The following is a 15,805-nucleotide window of genomic DNA, read 5'->3' as shown; positions in this document are numbered from 1 at the left end:
GCGGGGACAGGAGCGCGCGGACGGTTCGTGCGCCGCGCCTCGGCACCGGCGGCGGCGTTGACCGCACTCGCGCTGCTGCCCGCGCTCGCCGGCTGCGGACTGGTCAGCGGAAGCCCCATGACCGACGAGGTCGGGCCCGGCAGCATCGGGAAGGGCCAGCCGCTCAAGGGCGCCCAACTCACCGTCACCTCGAAGGAGTTCACCGAGCAGATCATCCTCGGCTCGATGCTCGGACTGGTCTTCAAGGCCGCGGGGGCGCAGGTCGTCGACCGCACCAACATCCAGGGCTCGATCGGCGCCCGGGAGGCGGTCAAGTCCGGCGACGCCGACGCCATGTACGAGTACACCGGCACCGGTTGGATCACCTACCTCGGCAACACCGAGCCGATCCCCGACCCGCAGAAGCAGTGGAAGGCCGTGCGCGACGGCGACCGCGGGAACGGCGTCACCTGGCTGCCGCGCTCCACCCTCAACAACACCTACGCCCTCGCGGTGAACCCGGCCAACAAGAAGAAGCTCGGTGTGGAGGACGTCTCCGACGTCGCCGCGCTGAGCAAGTCGGACCCCTCGGCCGTGACGGTCTGCGTGGGCGCCGAGTTCGCCTCCCGCGAGGACGGGCTGCCGGGCCTGACCGAGGCGTACGGCATGAAGATCCCGGCCTCCCGCATCAAGAAGATGAGCGACGGCGTGATCTACACCCAGACCGCCTCCGCGCGCTCCTGCAACTTCGGCCAGGTCTCCACCACCGACGGCCGCATCAAGGCGATGGACCTCCAGGTGCTCGATGACGACAAGCGCTTCTTCCCGCAGTACGACGCCGCGCCCACGATCCACACCCGGACGCTGGAGAAGTACCCGGCGATCGCGAAGGTCTTGGCACCGCTCACCAAGGCCCTCAACAACGGTGTCGCCCAGGAGCTCAACGGACGGGTCGACGTGGACGGCGAGGACCCGCACGAGGTGGCGAAGGACTGGCTGGTGGAGAAGGGGTTCATCAAGGAGGGCTGACCGCCCTGCAGGACGGTGGCCACCGCGGCGCACGGCCGTGCGGCGCACGCCGGGCGGCCGTGCGCCGGGCGGGGACGGACGGTCGGGCCGGTACGGCGCGCGGCCGGTACGGGTCCGCACCGGCGGCAGCCGGACTCCCGGGTCCGTACGGCGCAGGGGCTCGCGAGGGGTCAGCAGGACGGTACGTCTCCGCCGTCCTCCAGCGCCTTGAGCGAGTCCACCGCGCCCCGCAGGGTCTCCACCGGCACCAGTCGCAGCCCGTCGGGCGCGGCCGCCTCGGCCGCCGCGCACTCGTCCGCGGGCACCAGGAACACCGAGGCACCGTCGCGCTTGGCCGCCAGCGTCTTCAGCGGTACACCGCCGACCGGGCCGACCCGGCCGCTCGCGGTGATGGTGCCGGTGCCGGCGACCGTACGGCCGCCGGTGAGATCGCCACCGCGCCCGTCGCCGTCCAGCAGCTCGACGATGCCGAGCGCGAAGAGCAGTCCCGCGCTGGGTCCGCCGATGTCCTCCAGCGCGAGGTCGACCTCCACCTCGTCCGCCGAGAGCCGGAGTTGCCGGAGCGCGGCCTGCACCGCGGCGCTCTGCGACTTGTTCATCTGCTCGGTGTTGTGCTTGCGGATCTTCTCGACCGAGTCGCCCCGGGGGTAGACGGCTTCCTTGGGCATCACCGCCCGGTCGTCGTCCAACCAGCCCCTGACGACGTCGGTCAGCCGCAGCTCGGTGTCCGCCGTGGTGGCGGCGATGGTGGTCATCAGCAGCCTGCCGTCGGCACTGCGCACCTCGCCCCCGTCCGCCTGCACGCTGATCACCCGCTTGCCCTCGTGCTCGCCCAACACATCGGCGGTGACGCCGGGTTGGGCGACGACGTACGGCAGCGGGGCGAGGGCGGCTACCGCGACCAGCGCGACGATCGGCACGGCGCACGCCGCCAGCAGCGGGCCACGGCGGGAGGAGAGGCGAGACATCACCCGTGCAATCTAACGCGCGCCGGGCGCGTCACCCGCCGGGGGCCGCACCTGCCGCACCGGGCGGCGCGGGCGGCGTACGTGCCCGGCGTACGCGTCGAGGGCGGCGTACGCGTCGCGTGCGGGAGCGGGGGCGTCGTACAGGGCGGGGCCGGGGGTGTGGATCGGCGGTGTGGATCGGGCGGGGCGGTCAGCGCAGGGCGTCCGCGACTTCCTTGGCGGCGGCGACGACCCGGTGGCCGATGCTTTCGGGAACGGAGTCGGAGAGCATGATCACGCCCACGCTGCCCTCGATCCCGCCGACGTCCCGCAGCGGTGCCGCGGCGCCGCTGGCGCCCGCCTCCAACTCGCCGTGGGTGAGCACGAAGCCGTCGGAGACCTCGTCGTCCGCCCTGCGTCCCACGGTGATCGCCCTGCCCGCGGCGCCGCGGTCCAGCGGATGGCGGAAGCCGGCGCGGTAGGCGACGTGGTAGTCGGTCCAGCTGGGTTCCACGACGGCCACCGCCAGCGCCTCCTGGCCGTCCACCAGGGTGAGATGGGCGGTCGCGCCCACCTCCTCGGCGAGCGAACGCAGCGCGGGCAGCGCCGCCTCCCTGACCAGCGGATGGACCTGGCGCCCCAGGCGCAGCACCCCGAGGCCCACACGTGCCCGGCCGCCGAGGTCGCGCCGGATCAGCGCGTGCTGCTCAAGCGTGGCGAGGAGTCGGTAGATGACGGTCCTGTTGACCCCGAGCCGGTGCGAGAGCTCGGTCACCGTCAGTCCGTGGTCGGTGTCGGCGAGCAGTTTGAGGACGCGCAGTCCCCGGTCGAGCGTCTGAGATGTCTCCGCGGTCACGACGCCCCTCTTCTCAAGTCACTGGGCGGACCGGGCCGGTTCCTCACGGAGGTGCCGACCGTCCGGTGAACGGACGCGGGTGGAGCCACCGGTCCGCGCCGGCACATCGCGCCGGCGGCGCTCCGGGGGCGGCGCTGCCCGCGGGGCGTACTGCGTGACCGGAAACCTAAGCGACCCGTACCGCTCACCGGAAGCCTCCGTCCAGAATCCGGTCAACTTCCGCACGGCTTCCCGGCGTCGCCACGACAACGGGTGTCCGACTAGCGGAACATCCGGCGCACTCACAGGACAGACCGCGTCCGCGGCGAGTTGGCGCCCGGCGCCAACTGGCCACCCCGGACGGCGAACCCCGCGCCCGGTACCGCACTCCCCCGCGCCGCCGAGGAGCCCGCAGACGGCCCGGCGGCGCACGACGCCCGCCGCGCGAGAGGACGGCCGCCCCGCGGCCCGCCGCATCGCGGACCCGGTGAGGATCCGACCGACGGACCTAACGCATCCGGGTCGCCCACTCCTGCACCTTGGCGATCCGGGTCTGCAACTGCCCCGCCGTCGCCTCGGCGGAGGCCGGACCGCCGCACAGCCGGCGCAGCTCGTTGTGGATGACACCGTGCGGTTTGCCGCTCTGGTGGACGTACGCACCGACCATCGTGTTGAGCTTGCGCCGCAGCTCCAGCAGCTCCTTGTGCGTGACCACCGGGCGGCGCTCGGCCGGAATCTCCGGCAGGTCGGCCTCGGCGTCCGGCCGCTTGCGGCTGTGCGCGATCTGCTTCGCCTGGCGCTTGTGCAGCAGTATCTGCACCTGGTCCGGCTCCAGCAGCCCCGGGATGCCCAGGTAGTCCTGCTCCTCCTCGCTGCCCGGGCGCGCCTGCATCCCGAACTCGGCGCCGTCGTACATCACCCGGTCGAAGACGGCGTCCGACTCCAGGGCCTCGAAGGAGAGTTCCTCCTGCTCGCCGGTGTTCTCGTCCTCGGCGCGCTCGGCCTCCTTCAGCAGGTCGGCCTCCTCGGCGTACGGGTCGTCGTCGGCCTTCTTGGGCTTGTCCAGGACGTGGTCGCGCTCGACCTCCATCTCGTGGGCGAACCCGAGCAGCATCGGGACCGTCGGCAGGAAGACCGAGGCGGTCTCGCCGCGCCGGCGCGACCGTACGAAGCGGCCCACGGCCTGGGCGAAGAAGAGCGGGGTCGAGACCGTGGTCGCGTACACCCCGACGGCCAGCCGCGGTACGTCGACGCCCTCGGAGACCATTCGCACCGCGACCATCCAGCGGTCCTCGGACTGCCGGAAGTCCTCGATGCGCTGGGAGGCGCCGGTGTCGTCGGAGAGCACGACGGTCACGGCCCGACCGCAGATGTCGCGCAGCAGCTTGGCGTACGCCCGGGCCGACTCCTGGTCGCTGGCGATCACCAGCCCGCCCGCGTCCGGGATGGCCTTGCGCACCTCCTCGAGGCGCCGGTCGGCGGCCTTCAGCACGCTCGGCATCCACTCGCCCTTGGGGTTGAGTGCGGTGCGCCATGCCTGGGAGACGGCGTCCTTGGTCATCGGCTCGCCGAGCCGGGCGGCGATCTCGTCGCCGGCCTTGGTGCGCCAGCGCATGTTGCCGCTGTAGGAGAGGAAGATGACCGGCCGCACGACGCCGTCGGCGAGCGCACCGCCGTAGCCGTAGGTGTAGTCGGCCGACGAACGGCGGATGCCGTCCGCCCCCTCGACGTAGGTGACGAACGGGATCGGGTTGGTGTCCGAACGGAACGGCGTACCGGTCAACGCCAGCCGCCGGGTGGCCGGTTCGAACGCCTCGGAGCACGCCTCGCCCCACGACTTGGAGTCGCCGGCGTGGTGGATCTCGTCCAGGATCACCAGGGTCTTGCGCTGCTCGCAGCGGTTGCGGTGCAGCATCGGCCGCACCCCGACACCCGCGTACGTCACGGCGACACCGTGGTACTCCTTGCTGAGCGCGCCCGCGCTGTACTCCGGATCGAGCTTGATCCCTATGCGCGCGGCGGCCTCCGCCCACTGCTTCTTCAGATGCTCGGTGGGCGCGACGACGGTGACCTGCTGGACGACGTGGTGGTGCAGCAGCCAGGAGGCCAGCGTCAGCGCGAAGGTCGTCTTGCCGGCACCCGGAGTGGCGACCGCGAGGAAGTCGCGCGGATGCTGCTCCAGGTACGCGTCCATGGCCCCCTGCTGCCAGGCGCGCAGCTTGCTGGCCGTGCCCCACGGGGCGCGGCCCGGGAAGGCCGGGGAGAGATGGTGCGAGGTGGCGGTACTCACGGTCTCCGGGAGGGGTCGGTCGACGGCAACCGCGTCAGCCTACCGGGCACTCGGGGGTGACGACGGCGGGATCCGGCCGCCGCGCTGTGCGACTCCGGGCACACTCCCGCCGTCTCCGACCCGGGCGACCGGACACGGCGCGGCCGGGCACGGGGCACGCCGCGAGGCGCGGCGCGGCCGTTCGCGGGCACGGGGCTGCCGGGCACGGCCGGGCCGCTAACCCGTCACCACCGCCGCGGCGGGGCGGATCGGCAGGCGGTTGACGGGCCGGCCGGTGGCCGCGCGCACCGCCGAGGCGATGGCGGCCGGGGTGACGACCACCGGTACGGCACTGACCGATTTGGCGCCGAAGGGCGCGACCACATCGCGCTCCTCCAGCAGCTTGACGATCTTGATGTCCGGTACGTCGAGAGAGGTCGGCATCGCGTAACTGGTCAGATCGGGATGGCGCACCACGCCCTTGGCGACCCGCAGATGCTCGGTGAGCGCGGCGCCCAGGCCCTGGGTCATCCCGGCCTCGATGCGGGAGCGGACGATCGCCGGGTTCAGCAGCCGCCCGACGTCCTGTGCCACGGCGAGCTCCACCACCCGTACGGTGCCGAGCTCCACGTCCACGTCGACCACCGCGCGCACCGCGGCGAAGGCGAGGCTGACGAAGGCGTCACCCTGCCCGCTGTCGTCCAGCGGCTCGGTGGGGTGCGGGCGGCACTGGGCCGTGGCCCAGAGCTCCTTGCCCTCCAGCACCTCGGCGACCGGCGTGGAGAGCACCCCGTCGTAGGAGGTGATCTTTCCCTCCGAGATGCTGAGCAGCTCGGTGGACATCCCGAACTTGGCCGCGAGCGGCTGGAGGAGCTGGGTGCGGACCATCTTCGCGGCGCGCTCGACCGCACCGCCGGAGACCCAGGTGTGCCGGCCGCGCGCGCCCGGACCGGCGGGCGGCTGGTCGGTGTCGACGGTGGCCACCCGCACCTCGTCGACGCCGAGCACGTCCTGCACGATCTGCCGCGCCAGGGTGGTGAAACCCTGGCCGGTTTCCACCGCGGCGCAGAGCACGGTCGCGACCGGGCCCTCGACCTTCACGGTCGCGGTGGACACCTCGTCGGTGCCCTCCGCGCCGAGCATGTGCACCATCCCGACCGCGTGGCCGACTCCCCGCCGCACCGCGCCGGGGTCGCCGGCACCCGCCGGGCCGCCGGGCAGCAGCCACTGCTCGGCCGGGGACTCGTTGGGCAGCGGCGGCAGCGGGTACTCCCGTACCGCGTCCAGGAGTTGGGCGACCGGCGCCGGGCAGGTGACGCTCTGGCCGGTGGGCAGCAGATCGCCGGTGGACATGACGTTGCGGCGGCGCAGCTCGACCGGGTCGAGCCCCAGCCGCGAGGCCAGCTTGTCCATCTGGCCCTCGTAGGCGGCGCACACCTGCATGGCGCCCTCGCCGCGGACATGGCCGGAGGGCGGGTTGTTGGTGCGCACCGCCCAGCCGTCGATCACCGCGTGCGGCACCACGTACGGGCCGACGGCGAAGGAGACCGCCGCGGCGAGCGCGTCGGCCGAGGCGTCGGCGTAGGCGCCGCCGTCCTGGAGGATCTGCGCCTCCACCTTGACCAACCGGCCCTCGCCGTCGGCGTGGTGGCGGTAGCGGAGCATGGTCGGGTGGCGGTGCGAGTGGCCGAGGAAGGACTCGTCGCGCGCCGCGGCCAGCTTGACCGGTCTCGCGGTGCGGATCGCCAGCAGCGCGAGCGGCAGCTGGAAGCTCAGGTCCTCGCGGTCCCCGGTCGCTCCGGGCACCGCGGTCACCACGAACTTGACCTGCTCGGCCGGGAGTCCGAGGCAGGCGGCGGCCTGGTCGCGGTCGCTGTGCGGATCGGTGCAGGAGGTGTGGATCTCCACACCGCCGTCCTGCCGGGGCACCGCGAGTCCGGCCTCGGCCCCCACCGGCGAGGGGTCCTGTCGGCCGATCCGGTAGAGCCCCTCGACGACGATCTCGCCGGTGGCCTCGGAGTCGCCGAAACGCAGCGGGATGTGGCGCAGCAGATTTCCGTCCGGGTGGATCGGCTCGGCCTCGAACGCCTGCTCCGGGTCGGTGACCGGCTCCAGCACCTCGTACTCCACCACGATCGCGGCCATCGCCATCCGGGCGGTGTCCGGGTGGTCGGCCGCGACGGCGGCGACCGCCTCGCCGTAGTGCCGGACGAGGTCGCGGGCGAAGGCCGGCCGGTCGGCGATCTTGCGCCCGTGGGTGGCGCTGCCGGGTACGTCCTCGTGGGTGACGATCGCGTGCACGCCGGGCATCGCCGCGGCCTGCGAGGTGTCGATCGAGGTGATGCGCGCGTGCGGGTGCGGGGCGCGGAGCACGGCCGCCCACAGCAGCCCCTCGGCCCACAGGTCGGCGGCGTAGGGGAAGGTGCCCTGGGCCTTGGCCAGACCGTCGGTGGGCAGCAGGGACCTGCCGAGGCCGCGGGGCGCGGCGGTGGCGGGAGGCGGCAGCGCGCCGTCGCCCGCGCCGGCCGTCTGGGACGTCATGTCGCCGATCGTCACGGCGCGCCTCCGGGCTGCTCCTCGGTCCTGGACTGCTGCGGCACCCCGTGCGGTGGCGACACGGGGCCGCGCGGCACATCGGCCGGGCCGCGGCCGACCGCACTCTGCTGGTCGGTGTGCGGCTGGTGCTGGTGTTCCTGGTGCGTGCCCTGCGCCTGGTGCGTGCCCTGCGTCTGCTGCGGGACGGGCGCCCGCTGTGCGGACTGCTGGTTCTGGTGCTGGTGGTTCTGGTGCTGGTGCTGGTTGTGGTGCGGCTGGCTCTGCTGTTCGGCGAGCTTGGCGGCGCGGGACTCGGAGACCTCGCGGACCGCCTCCAGAACGCCCCGGTAGCCCGAGCAGCGGCACAGATTGCCGCACAGCGCCTGCCGGACCTCCAGGTCGTTGGGGTTGTGGTTGCCGGCGAGCAGATCGTGCACCGTCATCGCCATGCCGGGTACGCAGAAGCCGCAGTGCGCACCGGCGCGTTCGGCCAACGCCCGCTGCACATCGGAGGGTTCGCCGTCCTTGGCCAGCCCCTCGACCGTACGGACCTCCGACTCCGCGGCGGTGATCGCGGGCACCAGGCACGAGGCGACCAACCGCCCGTCGACCTGTACGGAGCAGGCGCCGCACTCGCCCTGCGAGCAGCCGTCCTTGGCACCCGCGAGGCCCAGGCGCTCGCGCAGCACGTAGAGCAGCGACTCCCCGATCCACGCGTCGGCCACCGGCCGGTCCGCGCCGTTGACGTGCAGGACGTAGGACTCCAGCGGGTGTTCGGAGTCCTCGGCCGGCTGCACCTCGGCGGCCGGCTCCGGCTCCGCGTCCGCGGTCTGCTCCGCGGCCTCCGACCCGGTGTTCGTCGGCGCGGCGTCGCGGTCCGGCTCGGGGCTCTGCTCCGGCACGGCGTTCGTCGGCACGGCGTCGCGGTCCGGCTCGGGGCTCTGCTCCGGCGCGGCGTTCGTCGGCACGGAGTCCTGTTCCGGCTCGGCGTTCGTCGGCTCCGCGGCGCGCTCCGGCGCGGTGGCGGTGTCGGTCGCCGCGGTGTCGGTCGCCGCGGGGTCGGTCGCCGCGGGGTCGGTCGCCGCGGGGTCGCTCCCGGACCGCGGCACGGGGACCTCGAAGGCGGCGGCGTGCCCGCCCGGCTGCTCCGGGGTCGTTCCCCGCACGGCCGACGGCTCCGACGCGCCGCCCGTACCGGGCCCGGCCGGGTACTCCGCCGACGGCCCTGCCAGGTGGTCGGTGCCGTACTCCGTGCCCTGCCCGGGTCCGTGCTCCGCGAGGTGCTCCGTGCCGTGTACGGCGCCGTTCTCGCGGTCGTGATCCGCGGCGGGGGCGCCGGTGGTGTCCGGCGCGGGGCGCGGCTCGGGCACCGGCGCGTGCGCGGGAGTGTGCAGGTGCTCCGCCTCGCCGTACGCGCCCTCCGCGGGCCCGGGCGGGTAGCCCGCGGCCGGGTAGGGGGCGGCGGCGAAGTCCGGCGCGGGGTGGGCGGCGAGGTCGGGAGCGGGCCAGGAGACCGTCTCCCGGCCGTGGCCGTAGGTGCCGGTCTGTGCCGCGGCGACGTCCAGCGGGGTGGCCGGGTCCAGCGGGTCCAGCGTCGGCTGCGCGGCGTACCCGCCGTCGGGGCCGGGGAGCCGGCCCGCCTCCGGGTAACCGGTGCTTTCGGGTCCGGCGTCCGGGTGGCCGGTCGGCGTACGTGCCTCGTGGGCGCCCGCGAGTGCCGCGGCGGCGCCCTGGCCGAGGGCGGTGTGGTCGTTCGCCCGCATGCGGTCGGGGGTCTGGTCGACAGCCGGGTACTGCTCGCCCACCGGCGCGAACGGCATCGTCCACTGGCCGGTCGCCGTCGGGTCGGTGGACGCGGCCGGTGTCATCGGCGGGATGGCCGGCGGCTCCCAGCCCGCTCCGGTGCCGGGTGCGGCGAGCGGCGCGGCCAGCGGGTCGTACTCGGCGGCCCCGGCACCACCGCCGACCGGCGGCAGATCGGCCGGCAGCTGAACGAAGGCGGTGGCGTCCGCGTCGTACTCCCCGCCCCAGCCGCCGGCCGGCGGCACGCTGTGCGGGTCATCGGACGTGCGCCACCGCTGCTGGTCGTCGCTCATGCGAGAGCCCTCCCCAGTGCCCGGCGAGCCAGTGCCGCCACGGTACGCCGCAGATGCAGCGCGGCGGGCGGAAGTTCGACGGCCGCCTCCCCGTCCTCGGTGGGCTCGGGGTCGGGGATGCAGGCCATCGCGACGTACTGCCCGAAGGCTTCGAGCGCCTCGGGCGCGAGCGCGCTGGCGCCCTTGTCCATCACCACCGACCAGTCGATCAGCGAGGCCACCCACTGCTCGGCCTCCAACGGGCGCAGCGGCATCGGCGCCACCGCGCCGATCGCGCACCGCACCCCGCGTCTGGCCGGGTCGAGGACGACGGCCGCGGACGCCTGCGCGCGGCTCGGGCCGGTGCGGGCGGTGGCCTTGAGGAAGGACTGCGGGGCGTGCAGCAGCGGGACCCGGAGGTGGCCGATCACCTCGCCGGGCCGGAGCATCTCCATACCGGCGAGCAGGTGGCTGACCGGCACCTCGCGACGGGCGCCCCGGCTGCCGGCGATGACCAACACCGCTTCGAGGGCGGCCAGTACGGGCAGGGTGTCCCCGGTGGGGGCGGCGGTGACGACGTTCCCGCCGAGGGTGCCGGCGTTGCGGATCTGGGGCGGGCCGGCCGCGCGGGCGGCGGCGGCGAGCGCCGGGAAGAGGGCGGCGAAGTCGGGACGGCCCATCCGGGCGTGGGTGAGTCCGGCGCCCAGCAGTCCGTGGCCGTCCTGGTACTCCCAGCCGCGGAGTTCACTGATGCGGGCCAGGCTGACCAGCCCGGCGGGCCGCAGCCGACCGGAGTTGACGGCGACCATCAGGTCCGTGCCGCCCGCGACGGGTACGGCGGCGGGCATCTCGGTGAGCGCGGCCACCGCCTCGTCGAGCGTGGCGGGCAGGACGACGGACCGCCTGAGCCCTGGGCTGTGTGGCGCATGCGGCGCGTGCGTGCTCAATCCAGCTGCCCCTTCCCCGGCTGCCCGGCTTACTCAGCCGTACGGTACGTGCTCAGAGGCTGGAGGTGGCAACTCTGGCACAACTCCGGGGCCGCACGACGCGAGGGGCGCCGTTGTCCGGCGCTCCGCGGATCCGGTCGCGGCCACAAGGGAGTTGGGAAAGACCACGATGGGCAGGTTATGCCCGAATCGTCACCCTGTGCCGCGACGCCGAGCCCCGTACCGCCGCCCGGCGCCTCTCGGACACTTCCCGAAGCGCCGCCCCGCAGCCCCGACCCGGGGCGGCCGGGACCGCGCAGCGGGAGGACCGGTTCGCCGCCGCCGGCCCCGGCGACCGAAAGCCACGCTTCCAGCCGCCGGGGCCCACCGGGCGCCCATCAGCGTCCGCTCACACGATCGGGGGGACTCCGTCGATCGGACGTCCGAGCACACCGGGACGCTGCTGCCAGGGCCTGGGGCCGCCCGGCGGCCGGTAGTCGACGCCCATGGCGTCGAGCCGGGCGTAGTGCCCGCGCTCCATCCGACCCTCGAAATCCGGCCAACTCCGGTGCTCCCGGCCGCTCCAGACCACCTCCGCGAACGCGGCGAGCCGGGGGAACGCCTGGTAGTCCACCCGTTGACGGCTCTCCGCGACCTCGGTCCACAGGTTCGCCTGCGCGCCGAGCACCCGCCCCTCGGCGTCCGTACCGACCAACTCCGGCGGCAGCGGCTCGAACTCGTACACGTCGCGCAGCGTGCGGACGAAGCCGATGGGCACCGGCTCGTCCTCGCCCGCGGCCTGCCGGTGGTCCAGATAGACGTGCTGCTCGGGGCACATCACGACGTCCCGGCCGGAGCGCGCCGCCGCCACACCGCCCGCGTAGCCGCGCCAGGAGGTGACGGCCGCCCGCGGCCCCAGTCCGCGACCGTCGGTCGCCAGACCGCCGCCGGAGAGGATCTCGTCCCAGCCGATGAGCCGGCGCCCGCGCTCGGCCAGCCAGCGGTCGAAGTGCCGGATGAACCAGGCCTGCAGCTCCTCCTCGTCCGCGAGTTCGAGGTCGACGATGCGCTGCTTGGCGGTCTGCGAGGCCTGCCACTGCTCCTTGGGGCACTCGTCCCCGCCGAGGTGCACGAACTCACCGGGGAAGAGCTCCAGGATCTCGGTGAGCACGTTCTCGTAGAAGTGCAGCACCTCGTCGGTGGGGGCGAGCACATTGGCGCTGATGCCCCAGTCCGTCCAGACGTCGAGCGCGCCGGTGTCCACCGCGTCGGTGTTGCCGAGCTCGGGATAGGCGGCGATCGCGGCCTGCGAGTGGCCCGGAACCTCGATCTCGGGCACGACGGTGATGTGCCGCTCGGCGGCGTAGGCGACGATCTCGCGGATGTCGTCCTGGGTGTAGCACCCGCCGTGGCGGCGCTCGTCCCACAGCTCGGAGGCCCGGTGGCCGACCCGGGTGCCGGGCCGCCAGCCGCCGACCTCGGTCAGTCGCGGGTAGCGCTTGATCTCCACCCGCCAGCCCTGGTCGTCGGTGAGGTGGAGATGCAGCACGTTCAGCTTGTGGGCGGCGAGCAGGTCGATGTACCGCAGCACCCCGTCCTTGGGCATGAAGTGCCGGGAGACGTCGAGCATGAACCCGCGCCAGCCGAAGCGGGGCGCGTCCTCGATGCTGCCGTACGGAAGCGGGTCGGTCTGCGCGCCGGGCAGCGGCGCCCGGCGGTGGGCGACCGGGCCGAGGAGCTGGCGCAGGGTCTGGGCGGCCCAGAAGACGCCCGCGGCGCTGCCGCCGACCAGGCGCACCCCGGACTCGTCGACGGTCAACCGGTGGGCCTCCGCGGCGAGTTGCCCGTCGAGCTCCAGACGGACGACCGCGCCGGGCCCGTCCGGGAGCAGCGGCCAACCGGTGGCCGCACCCAGCGTCGTACGGAGCCAGCGCGCGACGCCTTCGGTGCCGGGCGCCGCGGTCAGGGCCGTGTCGGCGTCGAGTCGCAGCACGCCCCCGGCGGGGTGGACGGCGACGGGAGCGGGGATCAGTGAGGGGCTGAGAGGGGTCTCGGACGCACCTGACAGCGAAGAGGAGTCCATGGTCATCGGAGGCTACGGGGGCCCTCTGCCCGACACAAGGTCTATACCAATATCGGCAGCTCAAACCTGTTTCCGGCGCCACCGGGACGTCACTTCTGCGCGTGGTCCCCCACGAAGAACAGCAGCATCACAAAACCGGCGAAGAGGTGCGTCGCGAAGACATAGATGAAGACACGCAGCCAGACGCTGCGCTCCTTCCAGCTCTCCGAAGCCGCCCGACCGCTCATCGTCCCTGTCCCTTCACCGACCCGGCAGGTCAGCCACCACGGTCCCACAACGCGCACCGCGCCCGCGCCGGGGCCCGGGCCTTCGTACCCCGGGCGCGACCGGGGGTACGCCCCCGAGCCCGTCGCGCCCAGCCCGCCGCACCGCCGTCCTGCCGTCCTGCCGCAAGCCGCCCTCAGCCCGCCGCACCCGCCGTGCGCACACCGCCGGGGCCGTGGCGACCGCCGGGGCCGCCGGGGCCGCCGGGGCCGCCGGCTCAGCCCGCCACGCGGCTGTTCCGCTCCACCGCCAGCCGCCACACACCCCGTACCGAGCCGACCACCACGAACAGCAGATGGGCCAGGAACACCGCGTCCCACCAGCCACCGCCCACCCCGCCGAGCGCCATCGCCACCGTGCCTCCGGACAGCAGCAGCACCAGCGCCAACCGCCGTTCCACGTATGGGCTGTGCAGCAGTCGCTCGCGCCACACGCGCTCCCCGTACCACCAGCGCAGCAGCAGCCCGCCGCCCACCACCGCGGCTGCGGCGCCCAGTCCGGCGCAGAGCGCCGCGAGCGCCGGCCAGGGCTGCCCGTCCGAGGCGGCCGCGGCCACGAAACCGGTGGTGAAGAGCGGCACCAGCGGGAGCACCGCGGCGACCGCCAGCTCCACCGCACGGGCCTGGCCCGGGTGGCCGAACAGCTCCGCCCTGGTCGCGGCCCTGGCCGCCTGCACCCGGTCCGCGGGCCGCGCGCCGACCCGCAGCACGGAGACCCACCACAGGCCGATCAGGGCGAACAGCATCGTGCAGAGCACGCCGATCGCCAGCCGCCAGTCGATGCCGGCGACCACCTGGAGCCCGAGGAAGATCACCACCACCGGCAGCCAGCGGAACCGGCGCCACCAGGGCGGTCTGGCTCCGGCCAACGCCGCCTCGTCGGCGCCGAGTTCGGCGGCCCGGGCCCAGGCACGGTCGCGCTCGGAGGTCAGCTCGCGGCGCCGCTGCCCGGGCAGCGCCTGCCGCAGACTCAGCGAACGGGCCAGCGCGAGCTGGGCCTCCACCTCCTCGGGGGCGAGGTCCACGGCGTGCCGGGCGAGCGTCACGCTCTCCTGGATGCGGTCCAACTCCCGGTAGGCGTCGGCCAGCAGGACCCGGGGCCGCCAGTCGTGCGGATCGGCGGCCAGAGCGCGACGGCCGATCGTCAGCGCGCGGTGCTCGTCGCCGAGAGCCAGCAGGACCTGCCCGGCCAGGCAGAGCTGGTCGACCGGATCGCCGTCCAGATGCAGCAGCGCCCAGTCGGTCGCCTCCCGGCTCTCCGCCCGGGAGCCGCGCAGCGCGTGGACGTAGGCCCGCAGCAGATAGCCGAGGCTGCCGGCGGCCCGCACCCAGTCGTCGTCGAGCAGGGCGTGCGCCTCGTCGAGGCGGCCGGACTCGCACAGGTGCTGCACCAGCTCGATCCGGTCCCGGCCGTCGGGATCGACTCCGTCCACACCGTCGTGCACCACGCCCCCGCTCTGCTCGCGCTTCGGCTGCCACTGCCCGGGCGCAAAGACCTGCCCCCGGCGCGCCGCGAAGGCGCGTCGGGGGCAGGCCGGGCCCTGCGCAACAGCGTATCGGCGGCGACGCCGCCCGCGGTGGCTACTTCTTGCCGCCGCCCTTGCCACCCTTGCCGTCCTTGTCCCCGCCCCCGGAGGTCATGGACTCGTAGATCTCCTTGCACATGGGGCACACCGGGTACTTCTTCGGGTCGCGACCCGGGACCCACACCTTGCCGCAGAGCGCGACGACAGGGCTGCCGTCGAGCGCGCTGGACATGATCTTGTCCTTCTGGACGTAGTGCGCATACCGCTCGTGATCGCCGTCGCCGTGCGACGTCTGCGGAGTCGGCTCGACGAGCGTGCCGGTACCCGTTCCGCGGTCGGGCTCAAGAGTGCTCATACGAACCAAGGGTACCCATCCCCGACGGGTGCGCGCGGCCCGCGCGGCCCGGCCGTCGGCGGGCGGAACGGGCGCCGGCACAGCCGAGTTCGCCGCCGCACGGACCGGGCTCCGCGACGGGCGCGAAGGACGCACGGACGTGACGCACGGACGTGACGCACGGGCGGCACGGACGTCGGACGCAGGGCCTCGGACGCAGGGCGGCACGGGACCGGCCCGAGACACGGGAGCCCGCGGGCCCGGCGCACGGGAGCCGCAGGCGCGACCGCGGGACACCGTCAGTTCAGCGAGGCGTCGTCGGGGTAGGTGGCGACCATCGCCAACTCGTTGCGCTGGCGCCGCAGTACGGAGCGCCACAGCCCCTCGGGCTCGGGCGTCGAGACGTCGCCCGGCTCGGAGTCGACGACGTACCAGGCTCCCTCGGAGACCTCCTCCTCCAACTGGCCCGCGGCCCAACCCGCGTACCCGGCGAAGATCCGCAGCGAGCCGAGCTCGGCCGCGAGCACCTCGGGCGGCGCGTCGAGGTCGACCAGCCCTATCGCGCCGTGCACCCGGCGCCAGCCGAGCGGCCCCTCCTCGCCGGGGATCACCGCGACGCCGAGGGCGGCGTCCAGCGAGACCGGGCCGCCCTGGAACACGACTTCGGGGGTGCCGGCGAAATCGGCCCAGGGTTCCAGGATGTCGCCCACGTCAACCGGCGTCGGCCGGTTGAGGACCACGCCGAGGGAGCCGTCCTCGTCGTGGTCGAGCAGCAGTACGACGGCGCGGTCGAAGTTGGGGTCGGACAGTGCCGGGGTCGCCACCAGAAGCCGTCCGGTGAGCGAGGTCACCTGCGTCATGCCCATATCGTCGCGCAGATCCGCGGTCCCGGGAGAGTCAAATTCAGCAACGGGCCCCGCGCGCGCCCCGAACCTGGCCTGAAACACCGCGAATTCGTCACCCCGCGAGTTCGCGTGTAAGCGGAACGTAGACCCGGGCGCACA

The 15,805-nt window shown here is 74.1% G+C and carries 12 protein-coding genes; 1 reads left to right on the top strand and 11 read right to left on the bottom strand.

The features are described 5' to 3' along the window. The first annotated feature begins 27 nt into the window (after positions 1 to 27). On the top strand, positions 28 to 1,008 hold the full coding sequence (locus MTQ01_RS21125) for a glycine betaine ABC transporter substrate-binding protein (protein WP_374207825.1): 981 nt from the start codon (positions 28 to 30) through the stop codon (positions 1,006 to 1,008). Between the two features lie 170 nt (positions 1,009 to 1,178). Here the strand turns inward: MTQ01_RS21125 and MTQ01_RS21120 are convergent, their stop codons facing one another. The 11 genes from MTQ01_RS21120 to MTQ01_RS21070 all read right to left on the bottom strand — a co-directional run bounded on the left by MTQ01_RS21120 (position 1,179) and on the right by MTQ01_RS21070 (position 15,661). Continuing rightward, the gene (locus tag MTQ01_RS21120) at positions 1,179 to 1,979 is read right to left on the bottom strand and encodes a S16 family serine protease (RefSeq protein ID WP_247492329.1); all 801 of its coding nucleotides are present in this window, start codon (positions 1,977 to 1,979) and stop codon (positions 1,179 to 1,181) included. A 187-nt stretch (positions 1,980 to 2,166) separates the two neighbouring features. Continuing rightward, positions 2,167 to 2,811 carry an IclR family transcriptional regulator gene (locus MTQ01_RS21115; RefSeq protein ID WP_247492327.1) on the bottom strand — a complete coding sequence of 215 codons (645 nt, stop codon included), beginning with the start codon at positions 2,809 to 2,811 and terminating at the stop codon, positions 2,167 to 2,169. Between the two features lie 487 nt (positions 2,812 to 3,298). After that, positions 3,299 to 5,080: a DEAD/DEAH box helicase gene (locus tag MTQ01_RS21110; protein ID WP_247492325.1), complete on the bottom strand. Its 1,782-nt coding sequence runs from the start codon at positions 5,078 to 5,080 to the stop codon at positions 3,299 to 3,301. A 216-nt stretch (positions 5,081 to 5,296) separates the two neighbouring features. After that, positions 5,297 to 7,600 carry a xanthine dehydrogenase family protein molybdopterin-binding subunit gene (locus MTQ01_RS21105; protein ID WP_247492324.1) on the bottom strand — a complete coding sequence of 768 codons (2,304 nt, stop codon included), beginning with the start codon at positions 7,598 to 7,600 and terminating at the stop codon, positions 5,297 to 5,299. A gap of 11 nt (positions 7,601 to 7,611) precedes the next feature. Beyond that, entirely contained in the window at positions 7,612 to 9,690 is a 2,079-nt protein-coding gene (locus tag MTQ01_RS21100; RefSeq protein ID WP_247492322.1) for a 2Fe-2S iron-sulfur cluster-binding protein, read from the bottom strand. Then, the gene (locus tag MTQ01_RS21095) at positions 9,687 to 10,616 is read right to left on the bottom strand and encodes a xanthine dehydrogenase family protein subunit M (protein ID WP_374207823.1); all 930 of its coding nucleotides are present in this window, start codon (positions 10,614 to 10,616) and stop codon (positions 9,687 to 9,689) included. The genes MTQ01_RS21100 and MTQ01_RS21095 overlap by 4 nt, the downstream gene beginning before the upstream one ends. A gap of 388 nt (positions 10,617 to 11,004) precedes the next feature. After that, positions 11,005 to 12,684 carry a beta-N-acetylhexosaminidase gene (locus MTQ01_RS21090; RefSeq protein ID WP_247492321.1) on the bottom strand — a complete coding sequence of 560 codons (1,680 nt, stop codon included), beginning with the start codon at positions 12,682 to 12,684 and terminating at the stop codon, positions 11,005 to 11,007. A gap of 83 nt (positions 12,685 to 12,767) precedes the next feature. After that, entirely contained in the window at positions 12,768 to 12,905 is a 138-nt protein-coding gene (locus MTQ01_RS21085) for a DUF6126 family protein (protein WP_211043103.1), read from the bottom strand. Positions 12,906 to 13,159: 254 nt separating this feature from the next. Further along, on the bottom strand, positions 13,160 to 14,389 hold the full coding sequence (locus MTQ01_RS21080) for a hypothetical protein (protein ID WP_247492320.1): 1,230 nt from the start codon (positions 14,387 to 14,389) through the stop codon (positions 13,160 to 13,162). Positions 14,390 to 14,522: 133 nt separating this feature from the next. After that, positions 14,523 to 14,822, bottom strand: a complete 300-nt coding sequence (locus tag MTQ01_RS21075) for a DUF3039 domain-containing protein (protein WP_247492319.1) — start codon at positions 14,820 to 14,822, stop codon at positions 14,523 to 14,525. Between the two features lie 278 nt (positions 14,823 to 15,100). Next, a complete protein-coding gene (locus MTQ01_RS21070; protein WP_211041116.1) occupies positions 15,101 to 15,661 on the bottom strand; it encodes a YqgE/AlgH family protein in 561 nt (186 codons plus the stop codon). Positions 15,662 to 15,805: the final 144 nt, after the last annotated feature.

The organism is Streptomyces sp. XM4193 (assembly GCF_023072595.1).
In the GTDB taxonomy this organism is placed as follows: domain Bacteria; phylum Actinomycetota; class Actinomycetes; order Streptomycetales; family Streptomycetaceae; genus Streptomyces.
The sequence above is the reverse complement of the archived record's forward strand: the minus strand, read 5'-3'. Positions and strand labels throughout refer to the sequence as shown.